Origin of the sequence: Streptomyces sp. NPDC096040 (assembly GCF_040303265.1) — a bacterium.
Taxonomy (GTDB): Bacteria; Actinomycetota; Actinomycetes; order Streptomycetales; family Streptomycetaceae; genus Streptomyces.
Window position 1 is genome coordinate 189,570 of the sequence record NZ_JBEOTA010000009.1, and the last position, 17,739, is coordinate 207,308.

The following is a 17,739-nucleotide window of genomic DNA, read 5'->3' on the forward strand; positions in this document are numbered from 1 at the left end:
GCGGACGTCCGCCGGGCCACCCGTGTCTTTCAGGACGGCGCGTTGTGCCGGGGCGGTGCCGTCCGCGCCGGGGGCTGGTCCTTCGGCTCCTGGCGGTCCTGGTCGGACCGGTGGCTGCCGCGCAGGGCGGAGGCCACGGCGGAGACCAGGGCCATGCCCGCGGCCACGCCGAACACGATGGCCAGGCCGTGGTGGAACGGACCGGAGACCAGCTGCGGGAAGAAGGTGTGGCCGGTCAGTACGGACCGCTGGGCGCTGGTCACATGGGTCAGGACGCCCTCGGAGGAGAGCAGGTGTTCGATGGGGTTGTTGCCGAGGAACGTCGCGAACAACGTGCTCACCGGCGGCAGTGAGGCGGCGTGCGCGGCGGAGGCGGCCGGCACGCCGTGCGCCGTCAGCCCGCTCTTCAGCGTTCCCGGGAGGGAGGAGGCGAGTCCGGAGACCATCAGGGAGAAGAAGACACCGATGGACAGCGCCGTACCGGAGTTCTGGAAGGTCGAGCGCATGCCCGAGGCGACCCCCCGGTACTCGGCCGGGACGCTGCCCATGATGGAGGACGTGTTGGGCGCCGAGAACATGCCCTGGCCGAGCCCGTTGAGCAGCAGCAGCGCGGCGAACAGCCCGTAGTCGAAATCGACGGGCAGCGCTAGCAGGCCGAGGAAGGACAGCATGACGACCACCAGGCCGGCGGTGGAGAAGAACCGGGCGCCGAACCGGTCCGACAGATAGCCGGAGATCGGACCCGCGATGAGGAACCCGAGCGTGAGCGGCAGCATGAAGATGCCGGCCCACAGCGGGGTGTCCTCGAAGTCGTAGCCGTGCAGCGGCAGCCAGATGCCCTGCAGCCAGATGATGAGCATGAACTGCAGCCCGCCGCGCGCGATCGCGGTCAGCAGGGCGGCCAGGTTGCCGGCGGCGAACGCCCGCACCTTGAACAGGGCCAGGTCGAACATGGGCTCGGCGGCGCGCCGCTCGATGACGCAGAAGGCCAGCAGCAGGGCGACGCCGCCGATCAGGCCGCTCAGGACCAGCGGGTTGCCCCAGCCGGTGGCGCTGTCGCCGTAGGGCTGGATGCCGTAGGTGATGCCGGCAAGCAGGATGCCGGCGCCCGCCGCGAAGGTGATGTTGCCCAGCCAGTCGATCCGCCCGGGCCGGCCCGTCGAGGTCTCGCGCAGGCTCAGGTACGACCAGATGGTGCCGGTGATGCTGACCGGGACGCTTACCCAGAACACGGCACGCCAGTCGACGGCGGCGAGCAGACCGCCCGCGAGCAGACCGAGGAACTGGCCCGCCAGTGCGGTGATCTGGTTGATGCCCAGAGCCGTGCCGCGCTGCCGGGCGGGGAAGGCGTCGGTGAGGATGGCGGCCGAGTTGGCGGTGAGCATGGACCCGCCGAAGGCCTGCACGATCCGCCAGAGGATCAGCCACAGCGCGCCCGCCCCCGCGCGGAACGGATCGAGCGACAGCGCGACCGAGGCGCAGGCGAAGATCAGGAACCCGAGGTTGTAGATCTTCACCCGCCCGAACATGTCGCCGAGCCGCCCGAGCACGACGACCAGGACGGCGGAGACCAGCAGGTAACCCAGGATCATCCACAGCAGATATCCGATGTTGCCGGGTGCGAGCGGGTCGAGGCCGATGCCGCGGAAGATCGCCGGCAGCGAGATGATCACGATCGACGCGTCCATCGTGGCGATCAGCACACCGAGTGTGGTGTTCGAGAGCGCGACCCACTTGTAGCCCGGCCCGGGAGGGGTGTCCTTGTGGCGGGCCGAACGCAGCGAGCCGGGCCACACGCGTGCGCTCACAGCTGTTCCGCCAGCCGGCCGAGGAGCGGCACGGCCGCCCCGAGGATCTCACGCTCCTCGGCGGAGAACGTGTCGAGGACGGCCGCGAGCCCCTGGACCGATTCGGAGCGCCGCTCGGCGAGCATGGCCCGCCCGTCCTCGGTGACGGCCACGATGCTCCGCCGCCCGTCCGCGGCATCGGGAGTACGGCGGACCAGGCCGCGCTGTTCGAGCTGGGCGAGGGTGGTCGCCATGGCCTGCGGCCGCACCCGCTCCATCTCGGCGAGCGACGTGGGGGAGTCGGGTCCGTCGGCGGCGAGCCGGGCGAGCACGGACACCTCCGAGAGCGACACGTCCCCCACCGCGTGGGCCTGCCGCAGCCGCCGCGTCATGCGGCCCACCGCGAGCCGGAGCTCGGAGGCGAGCCGGGTGGCGTCGCCCAGATCGCGTATACCGCCGGCGTCGGCGGCCATGTCTGTCTTCACATGTACTAACACTAGGTTTATCAGCCTGGACTGCTCAACCAGTCATAAGTAAATATGACGCGAGCGGTTCTCAGCCGCAGGTGAGTCGGCCCGCCGTGGCCTTGGCCGCGAGGATTCGGTGTACGGAGGCGGTGACCTTGGTGCGGAAGGAGGCGTCCGTCGCCATCCGGGACTGCACCGCCTGTGCCATCGCCGGCACGGTGGACGGCTTGACCGTGAGGATCATGTCGCCGCCGGCGGCCAGGAAGTCCACCGCCCGCTGCGCCGGGGTGTAGGCACGTACCGCGACCGCCTGGCCGATGTCGTCGGAGATGACGACTCCCTTGAAGCCGAACTTGGTGCGCAGCAGCGAATTGACGGTCGGGGAGAACACGGCCAGGTGCTTCGAGTCGATCTTGGTGTACTTCGCCGAAGAGATCATCACGAACGGCGAGCCTGCGGTGATCGCGCTGCGGAACGGCGTGAGGCTCGCGCTGGAGGTGGTGGTCACCGAGTCGACCACGTTCGCGGTGGTGTCGGTGTTGCCGATGACCTGGCCCAGGCCGGGGAAGTGCTTGACGGTGGTCATGACCCCGGCGTTGCGGAAGCCCGCGGCGAAGGCGCCGGTGTGCGAGGTCACGACGTCGGGGGTGTGGCCGTACTCGCGGTAGTAGCGGCCGATGGGAGCGTTGCGGGTGCCGAGGCTCGCGGGCACCACGTCGGCGACCGGGGCCAGGTTGAGATCGAGACCCGCCGCCTTGAGCTGCCGCGCCCAGGTCTCGGCGCGGGCGCGCAGTGTTGCCGTGCTCCACGTGCCCTGGGTCAGGGCGTTGGGCATGACCGAGAAGCCCGGGCCGTTGAGCACCTGGACCTGCCCGCCCTCCTGGTCGGTGGAGACGAGCATCCCGACCCGTCGGCCGGCGACCGTGTCCGCCTGTGCGCGAATGCCGTCGACGACCTTCTTCGTCGCCGTGGTTCCGGCGGAGCTGCGCCCGGTCAGCATGACGGACCCGACGTGGTAGGTGCGCAGGGTGCGCAGGTCCGTGGTGCTGGGGCGGGTCGCGGCGACTCCGCCCATGAACAGCTGGCCGACTCGTTGTGCCTGGGTCATTCCCGTATAGACCTGGTCGGCGCAGGTGGCGGACGCCGTCGCCACGTATGACGCGGCCGACCGCCCGTGGAGGTCGGCGCCCGGCGGGGCGGGGGCGTCGGGCACGCGGTGGGCGTCCTCCCCCGCGGCCGGCACGCTGCACGCGCCGACGGTGAGCAGGGTGGTGACGAGCCCGACGGCGGTGCGCCGGGCAGCGGAGCCGCGGCCCGCGGGCCGGCGGACGGGTGTCGCCATGGTGCGCTCCTGACTCGTGAGGGGTGCAGGCCACGGGGGACCGGCGGGCCGACGCACGGCATCGGGCACCCTGCGTGGCTCGAAGCCGCCCCGGCGCCTCACGTTACGCCGAACGAGTGCGGTGCGCGCTGTGGCCGCCCCGGTGGCCGATGACCTCGCCGCTCGCACGACCACACCGGCCGCGCGCCCGGGAGAGGGGCCCGGGCCGCCGACTACGGGAGCGGCCGCTGGTCAACAGGGTCACTCGCTGCTCGAAGCTCGGCGCCGGTCAGTCGAGTAGCGCCAGCCGGGCGGTGATGCGCTTGCCCACGGGCTCCCGTCGTGTCTCGAAGCCCTGCACCACCGCCAGCACGATCTCCAGGCCGTGCTGACCCACCCGTCCGGCGTCGGCCGCCCGGGCCAGCGGAAGTGTCGGATCGGAGTCCCACACCTCGATCTCCACCATGCCGTCGGCGACACCCAGGCGCAGCAGCACCGGTCCGGGCGCGTACTTCAGCGCGTTGGTGACCAGCTCGCTGACCACCAGCTGCGCCAGCTCCATGGCGCGAGCCGTCATCGGCAGGCCGTGCTCGGACTGAGCGCGCGTCAGGAAATGCGATGTCTGGTTCCGCGCGTCGGCGATACAGCCGTCCGCCCCGTCCAGAGCGATGGTGACATCGGCAGGTGCAGCATCCGCCATCCGGGAACACTCCTCGGGCGGGACAGACTCCCTGCCGACGATCCGCGATACCCCGTTCATGGGCGCGCGTCTACCCTGCGATCCGCCGTAGTACTCCCGCGCCGCCCGGATTCGAATGCCCCGTCTCGTGCATCGCACTCCCCATCCTTGGGCACGTTGGCTGCAGAAAGGTGACGCGGCCCGGACCGAGGGTGCGGAGGACGCACGTGGTAGACGAACAAGAAGCAATGGAGCGCGGCGAGCTGTCCGTCACCCGGACCGACGTCGACGGCATCACCGTGCTCGGCCTCCGCGGCGAGATCGACTACGAGAGTGTGGGCGCTCTGGCCCAGGCCATGCCTCCGGCGGACCCCACGGCCGGCTCACGGGTCGTCGTCGATCTGAGCGGGGTCACCTTCATGGATTCCAGCGGGATCAACGCCCTGATCGCCGCCCACCAGGTGACTTCGGCCGCGCAGGGATGGCTGCGTCTCGCGGGGGTCCGGGACTCCGTGCTGCGTACCGTGCAGCTGGTGGGACTCGACACCCTCGCCACCTGCCACCCGACCGTGCAGGACGCCATCGCGGCCTGACGACGCCAACGGAAGCGTCCCGACGACGGCCGGCAGGATCCTCCGTTGGCGCACCCCTTCGGCAAACCCACCCGAGTACCCTGGGCCGGCTTCGGTATTCCGGTTTTCCCATCCCGGTTTTCGGTGCTCCGAGATGCTCGGCCAGACTTTGGTTGTCGGGCGACAACTGAGTTAATCTGCGACCGATTTCCCATCGGGCGAGACCGCCGAACGCAGAATCGCCGCTGGTGGGCGGAGCCCTACGGCTCCGGCGAGGTTCCGGGTCCTCGGGGTGGGGACTCTGGGGAGCGGAACGAGGGTGTGCATGAGCGGCACGTCGATGGACGCCCAGGTCCAGGGGCCGGGCGAGCAGGAGTTGCGGCAGCTGCTGGCCGGGCTGACGGCCGTACGGGACGGTGACTTCGGCACCCGGCTGCCGTCCGACGGGCAGGGCCTGCTCGGCGACATCGCCACGGTCTTCAACGGCATGGTCGACCAGTTGTCCCTGTTCACGTCGGAAGTGACGCGGGTGGCACGCGAGGTGGGCACCGAGGGCACGCTGGGCGGCCAGGCGCAGGTCCCCGGGGTCTCCGGCACCTGGGCGGATCTGACCGACTCGGTCAACGCCATGGCGGGCAATCTGACCACGCAGGTCCGTGACATCGCCCAGGTGGCCACGGCGGTGGCCAGAGGCGATCTGTCCCAGAAGATCGACGTGCCCGCGCGCGGGGAGATCCTCCAGCTGAAGGAGACCGTCAACACGATGGTCGACCAGCTCTCCGCCTTCGCCGACGAGGTCACCCGCGTCGCCCGCGAAGTGGGCAGCGAGGGACGACTGGGCGGCCAGGCGCAGGTGCCCGGGGTCGCCGGCGTCTGGCGTGACCTGACCGATTCGGTCAACTTCATGGCAGGAAACCTCACATCGCAGGTCCGCAATATCGCCCAGGTGACGACCGCGGTGGCGCAGGGCGATCTCTCCCAGAAGATCACCGTGGACGCCCGCGGCGAGATCCTGGAACTGAAGAACACCATCAACACGATGGTCGACCAGCTCTCCGCCTTCGCCGACGAGGTCACCCGCGTCGCCCGCGAGGTCGGCACCGAAGGCCGGCTCGGCGGACAGGCGGACGTCAAGGGAGTCAAGGGCACCTGGCGCGACCTGACCGACTCCGTGAACTTCATGGGGGGCAACCTCACCGCGCAGGTCCGCAATGTCGCCCAGGTGGCCACCGCGGTGGCGCAGGGCGATCTCTCCCAGAAGATCACCGTGGACGCCCGGGGCGAGATCCTGGAACTGAAGAACACCATCAACACGATGGTCGACCAGCTCTCCGCCTTCGCCGACGAGGTCACCCGCGTCGCCCGCGAGGTCGGCACCGAGGGCAACCTCGGCGGCCAGGCGATCGTGCGGGGCGTGTCGGGGACCTGGAAGGACCTCACGGACAACGTCAACGTGATGGCGTCCAATCTGACCGGGCAGGTCCGGTCGATCGCCCAGGTCGCCACGGCTGTCGCGCGCGGTGATCTCTCGCAGAAGATCACCGTGGAGGCCAAGGGCGAGGTCGCCGCGCTGGCGGACGTCATCAACACCATGGTCGACACGCTGTCGGCGTTCGCCGACGAGGTCACCCGGGTGGCGCGCGAGGTGGGCACCGAGGGCCGTCTGGGCGGCCAGGCCCATGTGCCGAACGTGGCGGGGACCTGGAAGGACCTGACGGACAACGTCAACTCCATGGCCAACAACCTCACCGGGCAGGTGCGCAACATCGCCCTGGTGACGACCGCGGTGGCCAACGGCGACCTCTCGAAGAAGATCGACGTCGACGCCCGGGGCGAGATCCTGGAGCTGAAGACCACCATCAACACGATGGTCGACCAGCTGTCGTCGTTCGCCGCCGAGGTCACCCGCGTCGCCCGCGAGGTCGGCAGCGAGGGCCGGCTCGGCGGTCAGGCGGAGGTGGAGGGTGTCGAGGGCACCTGGAAGCGGCTGACGGAGAACGTCAACGAGCTGGCCGGAAACCTCACCCGGCAGGTGCGGGCGATCGCCGAGGTCACAAGCGCCGTCGCCGAGGGCGATCTGACCCGCTCCATCACCGTGGTGGCGTCGGGCGAGGTCGCCGAACTCAAGGACAACATCAACTCCATGGTGGAGTCCCTGCGCGAGACCACCCGGGCCAACCAGGAACAGGACTGGCTCAAGACCAACCTCGCCCGCATCTCCAGCCTGATGCAGGGCCACCGCGACCTACCCGTGGTCGCCGAGCTGATCATGGACGAGCTCACTCCACTGGTGTCGGCCCAGTACAGCGCCTTCTACCTGGCGGAGGACACCGAGCGCGGCCATGAACTGCGCCTGGTCGGCTCGTACGGCTATCCGGACGACGCGGAGCGGCCCACCCGTATTCCGGTCGGGCGTTCCCTGGTCGGGCAGGCCGCACGCAACCGGCGTGTCATCACCGTCGAGGAACTGCCGGAAGGCTACGTCAGCATCTCCTCCGGACTCGGGCAGGCCGTGCCCAGCGCCCTGGTCGTGCTGCCCATCGTGGTCGAGGAGCAGGTCCTCGGCGTCATCGAACTGGCCTCGCTGACCCGCTTCACCCAGATCCACCAGGACTTCCTCGCACAGCTGATGCCGACCATCGGCGTCAACCTCAACACCATCGTGGCCAACGCCCGCACCGACGAGCTGCTGGAGGAGTCCCAGCGGCTGACCTCCGAACTGCAGGCAAGGTCGGAGGAGTTGCAGGTACAGCAGGACGAGCTGCAGCGCTCCAACGCCGAGCTGGAGGAGAAGGCTTCCCTGCTGGCCTCGCAGAACCGCGACATCGAGGCGAAGAACCTGCAGATCGAGCAGGCGCGTCAGGAGCTGGAGACCCGGGCGCAGCAGCTGGCACTGGCCTCCAAGTACAAGTCGGAGTTCCTGGCCAACATGAGCCACGAGCTGCGCACCCCCCTCAACAGCCTGCTGATCCTGGCCCAGTTGCTGGCGCAGAACCCCTCGCGCAACCTCACCCCGAAGCAGGTCGAGTACGCGGGCATCATCCACTCGGCGGGCTCGGACCTGCTGCAGCTGATCAACGACATCCTCGACCTGTCCAAGGTGGAGGCCGGCAAGATGGACGTGGCTCCCGAGCGGGTCCCGCTGCGCAAGCTCCTGGAGTACGTCGAGGCGACCTTCCGGCCGATGACGACCCAGAAGAGCCTCGAGTTCACGGTGGCCACCGCGCCCGGCACGCCCGCCGACCTGCTCACCGACGACTCCCGGCTGCGGCAGATCCTGCGCAACCTGCTGTCCAACGCGGTGAAGTTCACCGAGCAGGGCGGCGTACAGCTGCGGATCGAACCGGCCGCCGACCGGGAGGTGCCGCCGGGCGTCCTCCGCGGTGGTGCCGTGGTGGCCTTCCGGGTCGTCGACACCGGTATCGGTATCCCGCACCAGCAGCTGGAGACGATCTTCGGCGCGTTCCAGCAGGCCGACGGGACCACCAGCCGCAAGTACGGCGGCACCGGTCTCGGCCTGTCCATCACCCGGGAGATCGCCCATCTGCTGGGCGGCGCCGTCACCGTCGACAGCACCCCCGGCCAGGGCAGTACGTTCACGCTGTATCTGCCCGTCGCGCGCGCCGACTTCGAGGAACTGCTGGAAACCGGCGGCCGGCCGGTGGAGCAGCCCAGCGACCTCGCCACCTCGGAGGCGGCACCGGCGCCCCGTCTGCTCTCCGGTTCCTTGCCGGTCCCCGAGCACCGCAGGCGCCGTCTCCTGGTGATCGAGGAGCGCCCGCGCGGTCTGCTCAGCCTGGTCGCCGAGCGGGCCGTGGCGGACATCGCGCACGACCCCGCCGATCCGCACGGGGCGATCGACCTCATCACCGCCGTCGGGGCGCAGGAGGCGGCGAGTACGCTCGCGGCCGAACCCTGCCACTGCGTCGTCCTGGAACTGGGCATGCCCGGCAAGGAGGGCGCGGACTTCCTGGAGGCCATGCGGGGCGACTCCGCGCTGGCCAGCGTGCCCGTCCTGGTGCACACCGGGCACCGGGTGGATCTGGCGCAGGAGCAGGCGCTGCGTGCCCTCGCGGGCGGCCGGCCGCTGGACTTCCTGTCCAGTCTGGACGAGCTGCGCGAGCGCATCACCCTGCACCTGTCCGCCGAACAGCCCGGTGACGTGCTGTCGCTGGTGCGCGCCGAGGAGCCCCACCGCCCGGCCGCGCAGGTGGTGGACGACTCCTTCCTCGGCCGGACGGTCCTGGTGGTCGACGACGACGCACGCAACCTCTTCGCCCTCAGCGGAGTGCTGGAACTGCACGGCTTCCAGGTCCTGCACGCCGACAACGGCCGCAAGGGCATCGAGATGCTGCTCGCCCACCCTGACATCTGCCTGGTGCTGATGGACGTGATGATGCCGGAGATGGACGGCTACGCCGCCACCGCGGAGATCCGCGCCATGCCCCAGTACGCGGAGCTGCCCATCATCGCCGTCACCGCGAAGGCCATGCCGGGCGATCAGGAGAAGAGCCTCGCCTCGGGAGCCAACGACTACATCACCAAACCCGTCGACACGAACGACCTCATCGCCCGCGTCCGTCGCTGGCTGGCCGTGTGACAACGCGCCACAGCCGCGGCGTCCACCCGCCGGCCGCATAACGCCCCGGGGCGTCCCAGCCGAGAAACAGGCCCACCGTGAGTGATATCCGTCCATCGCCCGAACCTCCCGATGCCGTCGACAGCACACGGCAAGCCGCCATCGGTGAACGGGACGAGCCCGTCCGGTCGTCCCCCCTCGGCAGGCTGGCGGCGACCGTGGAGCGGCTGCGCCGCGAAGTGCGGGCGGCGCACGCCGAGGCCGACGGGCGTGCCCTGATCGAGCTGGCCAAGGGCATCCTGGTCGAACGGCTGGGCTGCGGCCCGGCGCAGGCGGCCCGGCAGCTGGCCGAGCTCACCGAGCAGGCAGGGGTGACACCGCTCGAGTTCGCGGTCGACGTCATCAACCAGGCCGCACGGGACCGGATGTCGGAGGTGACCGCCGCCTTCTTCGCGGCCACCGCGGCCCATACGGAGGCCGCCGACTCGGCGGGGAGCCAGTCCTCCGCCGTACGGCTGCGGGCCGCCGAGAGCGGTGCGCTGGCCGCCCATGACACCCAGGCCGTGGCCGAATCCCTGCTGGAGCACGCGCTGGCCCCCCTGGGTGCGGAGGCTGTCGCCATCTGGGCACTGGGCGCCGACGGCTCGCTCACCCTGGCGGGCCACGCCGGATTCTCCTCCGCCGAGGCCGGGCGCTGGCGGCATGTGCCGCCCGGGGTGGCGACGGTGGCCCGCCGCGGCCTCGCCGAGCGCTCTGGGCACTGGATCCGTAGCCTGGCCGAGACCGGGCTGCCCTCCATCGGTCAGCACCACCATCCCGAGGGCGGCCGGGTCGCCGCGGCGGCCGGCACCGGCGGGCGCATCCACGGCGTACTGGAGATCGTCTGGCCCGCGCCGCTGGACACGCCTCCCGCGCCGATCGTCCGGCAGGTCGAGGCTCTGGCCGAGCTGTGCGCGCACACCCTGGACACCGGAGCCCTGGACCAGGCCGACGGCGACACCGGCCGGCCCGTCCTGCCCGGTGTCACCGAGCTGATGGACCTGGCCGACGGACTCCACGATCCCGCCCTGGTGCTCATGCCGCACCTGGACGCCGACGGCGATCTCGTCGACTTCCGCATCCACCACGTCAACGGCCGCTTCCTGGACCCCGGCGGCAGGCCTCGGGCCGTCATCAACGGCGCCCTGCTGCTGGAGACCTATCCGATGGCCGCCGGCCACAGCGAGCTCTTCGAGCGGATCGAGCGCGTCTACGCCACCGGCGAGCCCTACCGCGCCCACCGGATGCGGCTCACCGCCCTGGTCGACGACGTCCCCCTGGCGGCGGTCGCCGACATCAACATCAGCCGGCACGGCGGCTGCGTCCTGCTCATCTGGCGCATCGAGGACGAGACGGCCCGCCTGGCCAGCCTGCTCCAGCACGCGCAGCGCCTGGGCCGTATCGGCGGCTTCGAGGAGAACCTCCTCACCGGCGAGATCACCTGGAACGGCCAGCTGTACCACCTCTACGGCAAGCCCGTCTCCGCCGCCCCGGTGCCGCTGGAGGACCTGGCCGCCCATGCCCATCCCGACGACGCCGTCACCATCCGCCGCTTCCTGCGCACCCTGCTGCACCACCGCCGGCCCGCGTCCACGGTCTTCCGCCTCCAGCGCCCCGACGGGGTCACCCGCCACATCCGGGTGGTGGCCGAACCGGTCCTCGACTCCGGCGGGCAGCTGTACGTCGTTCGCGGCGCCTACCAGGACATCTCCGCACACCACTGGACCGAGGTCGCCCTCGCCGTGACCCGCGGCCAGCTCGCCCACACCGAGCAGCAGGCCAGCGAACGCAACCGTCTCACCCTCCAGCTCCAGCACGCCATCATGCCGCCCGCGCAGGCCCCGCTGGAGGTCCCCGGCCTTGACCTGGCCGTGCGCTACCGGCCCGCGGAGACCCAGCATCTGGTCGGCGGCGACTGGTACGACGCGGTCGTGCTGCCGTCCCGGCTGGTGCTGGTGTGCGTGGGCGATGTCGCCGGACACGGCATCGAGGCGGCCACCAGCATGGTCGTCCTGCGCAACGCGCTGCGCGGACTCGCCGTGACCGGCGCCGGACCGGGTCAGTTGCTGTCCTGGCTGAACATGGTGACCCACCACCTGGCCGGTGCCGTCACCGCCACCGCGGTGTGCGGTCTCTACGACCCCGACCGCCACACCCTGCGCTGGGCGCGGGCCGGTCATCTGCCGCCCGTGCTGGTCCGGGGCGGTGAGGCGGAGCCGCTGCCCCTGGTCAAGGGGCTGCTGCTGGGCGCCGTGCCGGAGGCCGTGTACCAGGAGCACGAGGTGCAACTCGCCGTCGACGACACACTGCTGATGTACACGGACGGCCTGATCGAACGCCGTGACCGGTCCGTGGAGGAGTCCCTGGCGCAGATGCTGACGACCGCCCGTACGGTTCCGTCGACCCTGGAGCAGCAGCTGGACCGCCTGCTGACCCACAGCAGATCCGACACCGACGACGACACCTGCCTCGTGGGCATCCGCGTGGCGCCGTGCTGACGCGCTGCGCCCGTTCCGGTGGTGGCCCGAGGGTGCGCTCGCACGGATGATCTGTTCATCGCCGCCACGCGGCCCGGTCGGTCGGCGGCGTCAACCGTGCGATCAGGGGTACCCGTCCCCACGGAGGTATCTGATGTTCGAAGCAGGTGATATCCGAGAGTGGCGCGGTCACGATGTGGTCGACGCCTCCGGGCACAGGGTCGGCGTCCTGGAGTCGGTCTACGTCGACACCGCGACCGACCAGCCCTTCTACGCCACCGTGACGGTCGGCCTGCCCACCCGTCGGCGCCTGGTGTTCGTTCCGCTCGCGAAGGCGACCGTCGGCCCGGGCTACTTGAAGGTCGCCTACGACAAGGACACGGTCAAGAAGGCCCCCGCGATCGACACGGACGGCGAGCTGCCGGCCGCGGAGGAGCCTGCGGTCTTCGCGCACTACGAAATCGACTACACCCCGGGCGCCGGCGGTGAGCGCCGCCTCGCCCGTCGCTGACCCCTCGAAGCCGACAGCCGATAGGAGAGCCCATGAGCCTGTTTCTGCTGCTGATCCTCGTGGCCCTCGTCCTGGGCATCATCGGGTTCATCGCACACGGACTGTTCTACCTGCTGATCATCGGTGCGGTGGTGCTGCTCGCCGACCTCGTCTACGCCGGTTTCCGACTGCGACACGGGGGACGGCACCACCGCGTGGCCCGCTGACCGTCACCTGATCGTGAACAGGTCGATGGCGCCGGTGAGCGTCAGGAGCCGGCTGATGGCCGGACGCAGGGGGCCGATCAGCACCAATTCGCGTCCGGTGGCCCGATGGCGGAGACGGGCCTCGATGAGGGCGTTGAGGAGCATGCTGTCGGCGAAGGTGACCTGCGTCAGGTCAACCGCTGTCACGGGCATCGCCGCACTGTCGGCCGCCTCCCAGGCCTGTTCGAAGCCCTGGACGTCGGCGTAGTCGACTTCGCCGCGCACGGTGATCACAAAGGTCTCCGCGCCGCGGTCGACATGCACTCTCAGTTCGGGAGCCGCGGGCATTCGCGCCATCCTCGTGTCACGGGCTTCCGACGGGTGACGCAGGGAGAGCCCTTTGTTTCGCAGTCCCCGGATTCACGAGACATATCGCACAATTAGGGCGGATCACGTCAATACCGGGGTAGTCGGACGAGGCAAGAACGACCTCGAGAACTGTTGCCGTTTGACAATAATAGCCATGAGGCAACAGAGTAGCCGAGTCGGACGTACACGGGGAAGGACCTGGAATGTTCCGGTGGACGGGGATCGCCCCTGGCACCGGTCATCACCGTCACGGAGCGGTGGTGGCACCGGTGCCGTGAAGGGTTGGTCAGGCGGTCCGGCTGTCGGAGTCAGGGACCTCTTCGGGTATCTGCGTCGCCGCCGCGGCGGCGCAGAAAGCCTCAAGCCCCTCCAGTAGGGCAACACGCTTGGCGGCGGGCATGTCCGCCAACACCTTCTGCAGCTCACTCTCCCGGCGGGCACGCAGATCGGCCAGGAAGGAGCGGCCCCGGCCGCTGAGATGCAGTCGTACCTCGCGTCGATCCTCCGCGCCCACCACGCGCTCGATGAATCCCGCGGCCTGTAGCCGGTCGCACAGTCGGCTCGTGGACGGAGGAGTGGAGGCGAGGGATGCGGCGAGAGTGCGCAGATTGATGCCGTCGTGGTGCTCAAGGATGTGCAGCACCCGCAACTGGGAGGCAGAGGTAGGCGCGGTCGAGGCGCGGCCCCACACAACTTCCAGCAGCTCAGCGGCCTTGGTGGTCACATGTGCGACCTCATCGGGCTCTGGGCGGCGGCGGAAGGCAGTCACGATCACACTCTCGCAGGCACTGGGGCGTCTTTCAGCCTACTAGCAGCCCCCGCCCACGCGGACCCCCTCGGAACGACCGACGCGGCTCTCAGCGGAACCCTGCCTTCCCAGCCGGGCCCGCACCTTGCCGGGAGAAAGAATGGTGCATTCCTCATCGTGAACAGACTCCAGTCGGCTGAGCGTGCTCTGCGCACAGCGGCTCCCCACGAGTTGCTCGACGCCGTCCGCGTCGTGCTGACCGAGTTGTACGGCGCGGAGGCCGTCGAGCTCTTCATGGCGGACTACGGCCTGACAGCACTGCAGCCGGTGTCGGTGAAGCCACACAACATGGAGCCGGTGCCGGTGCATGGCAGCCCGGCCGGCCGGGCCTTCGGTTCGCAGGAGCCCTACTGCGAAGCGGGCCAGGACCGGCGGATGCGCGTCCACCTGCCGGTCAGTGTGCGCGGCGACCGGCTGGGCGTGCTGTCCGTGACGCTGCCCGGCGGCGACGCGGCACGCGGGTGTGTGTCCGAACTGGCCGAGATCGCCGATGTGCTGGCGCACGAGGTGCTCGTGGCCGACCGCGACACGGACCTGTATCTCCAGGCCCGGCGCAAGGACCGGCTCACCCTGGCGGCCGAGATGCAGTGGCAGTTGCTGCCCGGTCGCTCCTGCACCCGGCCCGAGTACGACCTGGGTGGCCAGCTGGAGCCCGCCTACGCCGTCTTCGGTGACAACTTCGACTGGTCCGCCACCGCCGACCGTCTGATGCTGTACGTCACGAACGGCATGGGCGAGGGCATAGAGGCGGCTCTGCTGACCAGCCTCGCCATCAACGCCCTGCGCAATGCGCGGCGCGCCGGAATCCCCATCGCCGACCAGGCCGCCCTGGCCGACCAGGCCGTCTACGCCCACTACCGAGGCCATCGCTATCTGTCCGTCCTCATGTTCGACTTCGACCTGGACACCGGGCGGGTGAGTGTCGTGGACGCGGGCTCCCCGCAGCTCCTGCGGCTGCGCGGCGGCACGGTCGAACGTGTCCCCTTCGAGGCGCAACTGCCCCTGGGCATGTTCGAGGAGACGGACTACGTGGCGCAGGAGTTCGAGGTCGAGCCCGGAGACCGGCTCGTCTTCGTCAGCGACGGCGTGCACGCGGTGCACTCCCCGAGGGGCGAGGCCTACGGGGATCGGGCGCTCGCCCGGGCCATCCACTCCACCCGGCTGTTGCCCGCCGCCGAGGTACCCCGCGCCATCCTGCGCGAACTGGCAGGCTACCGGGGTGAAGCCGTCATGCCCGAGGACGACGCCCTGGCCGTCTGTCTGGACTGGCGCGGGCGCCCCCGACCCTCGTGACCCGGTAGGTGGGTTTCCGTCCGTTTCCCTGCCGGGCGTACGCCTGCCACGTGGGACAAGCCGGCGGCGGAGGGCCTGGTGGTGCCGAGCGGGGCCACCCGGCCCTCGGCCAGGCGTCCGGGCCCTCGGTCCGCCCGGTCGCGGTAGCGCCAGGACAACGTCAGCGCAGACCTCATGGACCACTGTCGCGCCGCCTGGGCTCTCCGCGGTCCTGGGCGGCCAGAAACCCCTGGAGTCCTTGCCCGAGAGCCTCCCGATCAGCCGGCTCCATGGCCCCGAGCACGACGGCCAGCGCGCGCGCTCTACGCTCGGCCACCTCGTCCACTATCCGGTGGCCCTGCCTGGTCAGGAGCAGACGCACCTCACGCCGTTTGCTCGGATGCAGCACGCGCTCCAGCAGACCGGCTGCTTCCAGCCGGTCGCACAGCCGACTGGCGGTGGGCAGGCCGATCTCCATGCCCACCGCCAAGGCGGTGAGGTTGAGACCCGGCTCCTCCTCCAGTATCCGCAGCGCACGCAGCTGGTGCGGGGACAGGCGCAGGCTCGCACTCTGCGCGGCCTCCGACCACAGATGGGTCAGACAGTCCACGGCGTCGGCCAGCGCCGAGGCGAGGGAGACGGGGCCCTCGCGCGGTCCGCCTGATCGGTCGTCCGGGGAGCCACTGAGACCAGTCACGGAGGCATCGCTTTCAGAATCCCGCTGCCATTGCATGTACCACTTATGCAAACGCCGTACCCGGAGAGTCGCCGGGCAAGCACCCTGAGCCGGGCCAGTCGGGTCTTCGCGGCCGGGCGGTGTGGGTACTGAGTTCTGCAGAACCTGATCGCGCGTCCTGGGCAGTCCACGGAGCATGCCGGCTTGCGCAACCTGGCATCGGCAGAAGACCTGCTCGCCGGCCGGCTACAGGCGCTGCTCCAAGTACCGATCGCACACGCGGCCCGGAGAGGGACGTGCGCAGCTCGGCTACGGTACCTAGGGTGGGGAGTGCAGGTCTGTGACCCAGTATGGAGCGAGTGGCAAAGCAGCAGGACGCGCGACGCAATGGCCAGTCCGCGGTAGGCCCCGCCGCGACGAGCGGCGACCGGCGCGGACCGCGCGCACGTCGTCGAGCGTCGGGGATGGACCAAGGGCGGTTCTGAACCATGAGGGATGTACATCGGCTTGAGTCCATCTCGGCGAACCCGGGCAGCGGCACCGTGCTCGCGGCGTGGGAACGGTTCGTGCAGGGCGAGGATCACATCCCGGGTGTCCGACCCCTGGTGGCGATCTCCTGGCATCGCTGCCGGGAGCAGTACAGGGTCGACCCTCACCTCACAGAGGCTCCCGTAGCCGTCGCGGAGCCCGACCATACGCCCGAGCATGACGTCGTCTTCGCTGAGCTGGGTTTCCGTGCCGCCTCCGTGGCACATGAAGTGGGCAACCTCGGCGGCGTCGTTACCGTCACCGATGCCACTGGCCGGATCCTGGCTGAGTGGGGCGATCAAGCCACGCTCGCCAGAGCCGGCGACTCGAATCTGGCGCCTGGGTTCTGCTGGTCCGAGTGCGCGGTCGGCACGAACGGCATGGGCACGGCGCTCGAGGCGCACGGCCCGGTACCGATCAGGGGCGCGGAGCACTGGTGCCAGGCGTTCCACGACTGGGTCTGCGCGGGCATGGCCGTGCGTGACGTGGTGACCAGGGAACCGATCGCGGTCCTGAACATCTGCTGCTGGCGCAGCCGGCTTCCCGCGTCCGCGGAAAGCTGGCTGGCGAACGCGGTCACCATGACCCAGCACCCGCTGAAGAGGCGCGCCCGGGACAGCGGCGCCGAGTTGGTCGCTGCCTACACCCAGGCCAGGGCACGCTCCAGGGCGGCGCTCGCCGCGGTGGACACCGCGGGCAAGGTGGTGATCGCCGACGACATGGCCGGCGTGCTCCTGGGCGTCCCAGCACGCACCCCGGCGGTCGATCCCACACTGCGATGGAACCCCGGGCTGCCGGAATTGATCGCAGCCGTCCGGTATGCCACCAGCCAGGCGGCTCACAATCCCGAGTGGGTCGGCTCCACGCAGATCTTTGCCCATCTCGCCGACGAGCCGACATCGATCACTGTCCGACCCGTCTTCTCGTCCGGACATCTGATCGGGGACCTGGTCTCGTTCGGTTCCTCCGACGGAGCGCAGTTGCTCCAGGCGGAGGGGCCCGCGCACCCCTGCGTGCAGCCACGCCGACTGGTCGCGACGCGCGGCAACCGGATGGTGCTGCTGCGGCTGCCGGAAGTCTCCTTCGCCGAATCGCAGGGAAACGACGTGTGGCTCTCCACCGATCAGGGGCGATTGCGATCCGCCTCTCTGAGCCTGGACAAGCTCGACTGTGAGCTGGCGGATGTCGGCTTCCTGCGCGTGCACCGCCGGTATGTGGTCAACCTCAGCCGCATCCGGGAGATCGAGCGCGGGCTCAAGGGCGAGCTGATTCTGGTCATGGACGACCGGACGAACCAGATGGTGCCGGTCTCCCGGCGGAACGCGTCGGCCGTGCGCCGCGCGCTGGACATCTGAGGAGCCCGGCACGCCCTCTTTTCCCGGAAGGAAGTTCCCGTGTCCGACAGTCCGAACGCCGTGGTCGGCGAGATGGCCCCTGGGAGCGCGGGCGGCCTCGGCCTCTCTGTCTCG

General features: G+C 70.1%; 14 protein-coding genes. 7 read left to right on the forward strand and 7 right to left on the reverse strand.

The genetic code is table 11. The annotated features are described in order from the left end of the window. Window positions 1–29: 29 nt before the first annotated feature. From ABTY98_RS14540 to ABTY98_RS14555, 4 genes are all read right to left on the reverse strand, one after another. Window positions 30–1,688 carry an MFS transporter gene (locus tag ABTY98_RS14540; protein WP_352221332.1) on the reverse strand — a complete coding sequence of 553 codons (1,659 nt, stop codon included), beginning with the start codon at window positions 1,686–1,688 and terminating at the stop codon, window positions 30–32. 116 nt (window positions 1,689–1,804) lie between these two features. Continuing rightward, on the reverse strand, window positions 1,805–2,272 hold the full coding sequence (locus ABTY98_RS14545) for a MarR family winged helix-turn-helix transcriptional regulator (RefSeq protein WP_352221222.1): 468 nt from the start codon (window positions 2,270–2,272) through the stop codon (window positions 1,805–1,807). A gap of 70 nt (window positions 2,273–2,342) precedes the next feature. Beyond that, window positions 2,343–3,596, reverse strand: a complete 1,254-nt coding sequence (locus ABTY98_RS14550) for a glycoside hydrolase family 3 N-terminal domain-containing protein (RefSeq protein ID WP_352221223.1) — start codon at window positions 3,594–3,596, stop codon at window positions 2,343–2,345. Window positions 3,597–3,864: 268 nt separating this feature from the next. Beyond that, window positions 3,865–4,275: an ATP-binding protein gene (locus ABTY98_RS14555; protein ID WP_352221224.1), complete on the reverse strand. Its 411-nt coding sequence runs from the start codon at window positions 4,273–4,275 to the stop codon at window positions 3,865–3,867. 206 nt (window positions 4,276–4,481) lie between these two features. Between ABTY98_RS14555 and ABTY98_RS14560 the strand changes: the two genes are divergently transcribed. The 5 genes from ABTY98_RS14560 (at window position 4,482) to ABTY98_RS14580 (ending at window position 12,638) form a co-directional block, all read left to right on the forward strand. Next, on the forward strand, window positions 4,482–4,847 hold the full coding sequence (locus tag ABTY98_RS14560; RefSeq protein ID WP_352221225.1) for an STAS domain-containing protein: 366 nt from the start codon (window positions 4,482–4,484) through the stop codon (window positions 4,845–4,847). A gap of 304 nt (window positions 4,848–5,151) precedes the next feature. Then, complete coding sequence (locus ABTY98_RS14565; RefSeq protein WP_352221226.1) at window positions 5,152–9,426, forward strand: HAMP domain-containing hybrid sensor histidine kinase/response regulator; 4,275 nt, start codon at window positions 5,152–5,154, stop codon at window positions 9,424–9,426. Window positions 9,427–9,566: 140 nt separating this feature from the next. Then, on the forward strand, window positions 9,567–11,942 hold the full coding sequence (locus ABTY98_RS14570; RefSeq protein ID WP_352221333.1) for a SpoIIE family protein phosphatase: 2,376 nt from the start codon (window positions 9,567–9,569) through the stop codon (window positions 11,940–11,942). A gap of 133 nt (window positions 11,943–12,075) precedes the next feature. After that, a complete protein-coding gene (locus ABTY98_RS14575) occupies window positions 12,076–12,432 on the forward strand; it encodes a PRC-barrel domain-containing protein (RefSeq protein ID WP_352221227.1) in 357 nt (118 codons plus the stop codon). Window positions 12,433–12,464: 32 nt separating this feature from the next. Continuing rightward, on the forward strand, window positions 12,465–12,638 hold the full coding sequence (locus tag ABTY98_RS14580) for a hypothetical protein (RefSeq protein ID WP_352221228.1): 174 nt from the start codon (window positions 12,465–12,467) through the stop codon (window positions 12,636–12,638). Between the two features lie 3 nt (window positions 12,639–12,641). On the opposite strand, the gene ABTY98_RS14585 is transcribed toward ABTY98_RS14580, so the two are convergent. Both ABTY98_RS14585 and ABTY98_RS14590 read right to left on the reverse strand, forming a co-directional pair. Continuing rightward, window positions 12,642–12,965: an STAS domain-containing protein gene (locus tag ABTY98_RS14585; RefSeq protein ID WP_352221229.1), complete on the reverse strand. Its 324-nt coding sequence runs from the start codon at window positions 12,963–12,965 to the stop codon at window positions 12,642–12,644. 307 nt (window positions 12,966–13,272) lie between these two features. Further along, the gene (locus tag ABTY98_RS14590) at window positions 13,273–13,761 is read right to left on the reverse strand and encodes a MarR family winged helix-turn-helix transcriptional regulator (RefSeq protein ID WP_352221230.1); all 489 of its coding nucleotides are present in this window, start codon (window positions 13,759–13,761) and stop codon (window positions 13,273–13,275) included. Between the two features lie 150 nt (window positions 13,762–13,911). Here ABTY98_RS14590 and ABTY98_RS14595 point away from each other — a divergent pair, with 150 nt between their 5' ends. Then, complete coding sequence (locus ABTY98_RS14595) at window positions 13,912–15,087, forward strand: PP2C family protein-serine/threonine phosphatase (protein WP_352221231.1); 1,176 nt, start codon at window positions 13,912–13,914, stop codon at window positions 15,085–15,087. A gap of 172 nt (window positions 15,088–15,259) precedes the next feature. On the opposite strand, the gene ABTY98_RS14600 is transcribed toward ABTY98_RS14595, so the two are convergent. Further along, the gene (locus ABTY98_RS14600) at window positions 15,260–15,763 is read right to left on the reverse strand and encodes a MarR family winged helix-turn-helix transcriptional regulator (RefSeq protein WP_352221232.1); all 504 of its coding nucleotides are present in this window, start codon (window positions 15,761–15,763) and stop codon (window positions 15,260–15,262) included. Window positions 15,764–16,284: 521 nt separating this feature from the next. Here ABTY98_RS14600 and ABTY98_RS14605 point away from each other — a divergent pair. Next, the gene (locus tag ABTY98_RS14605) at window positions 16,285–17,625 is read left to right on the forward strand and encodes a DNA-binding protein (RefSeq protein WP_352221233.1); all 1,341 of its coding nucleotides are present in this window, start codon (window positions 16,285–16,287) and stop codon (window positions 17,623–17,625) included. Window positions 17,626–17,739 lie beyond the last annotated feature (114 nt).

Bases quoted from the DNA above. Each gene is read 5' to 3' on its own strand.
- ABTY98_RS14540 (WP_352221332.1), bottom strand. From the start codon at position 1,688: ATGGACGCGTCGATCGTGATCATCTCGCTGCCGGCGATCTTCCGCGGC.
- ABTY98_RS14550 (WP_352221223.1), bottom strand. From the start codon at position 3,596: ATGGCGACACCCGTCCGCCGGCCCGCGGGCCGCGGCTCCGCTGCCCGG.
- ABTY98_RS14555 (WP_352221224.1), bottom strand. From the start codon at position 4,275: ATGGCGGATGCTGCACCTGCCGATGTCACCATCGCTCTGGACGGGGCG.
- ABTY98_RS14565 (WP_352221226.1), top strand. From the start codon at position 5,152: ATGAGCGGCACGTCGATGGACGCCCAGGTCCAGGGGCCGGGCGAGCAG.
- ABTY98_RS14575 (WP_352221227.1), top strand. From the start codon at position 12,076: ATGTTCGAAGCAGGTGATATCCGAGAGTGGCGCGGTCACGATGTGGTC.
- ABTY98_RS14580 (WP_352221228.1), top strand. From the start codon at position 12,465: ATGAGCCTGTTTCTGCTGCTGATCCTCGTGGCCCTCGTCCTGGGCATC.
- ABTY98_RS14585 (WP_352221229.1), bottom strand. From the start codon at position 12,965: ATGCCCGCGGCTCCCGAACTGAGAGTGCATGTCGACCGCGGCGCGGAG.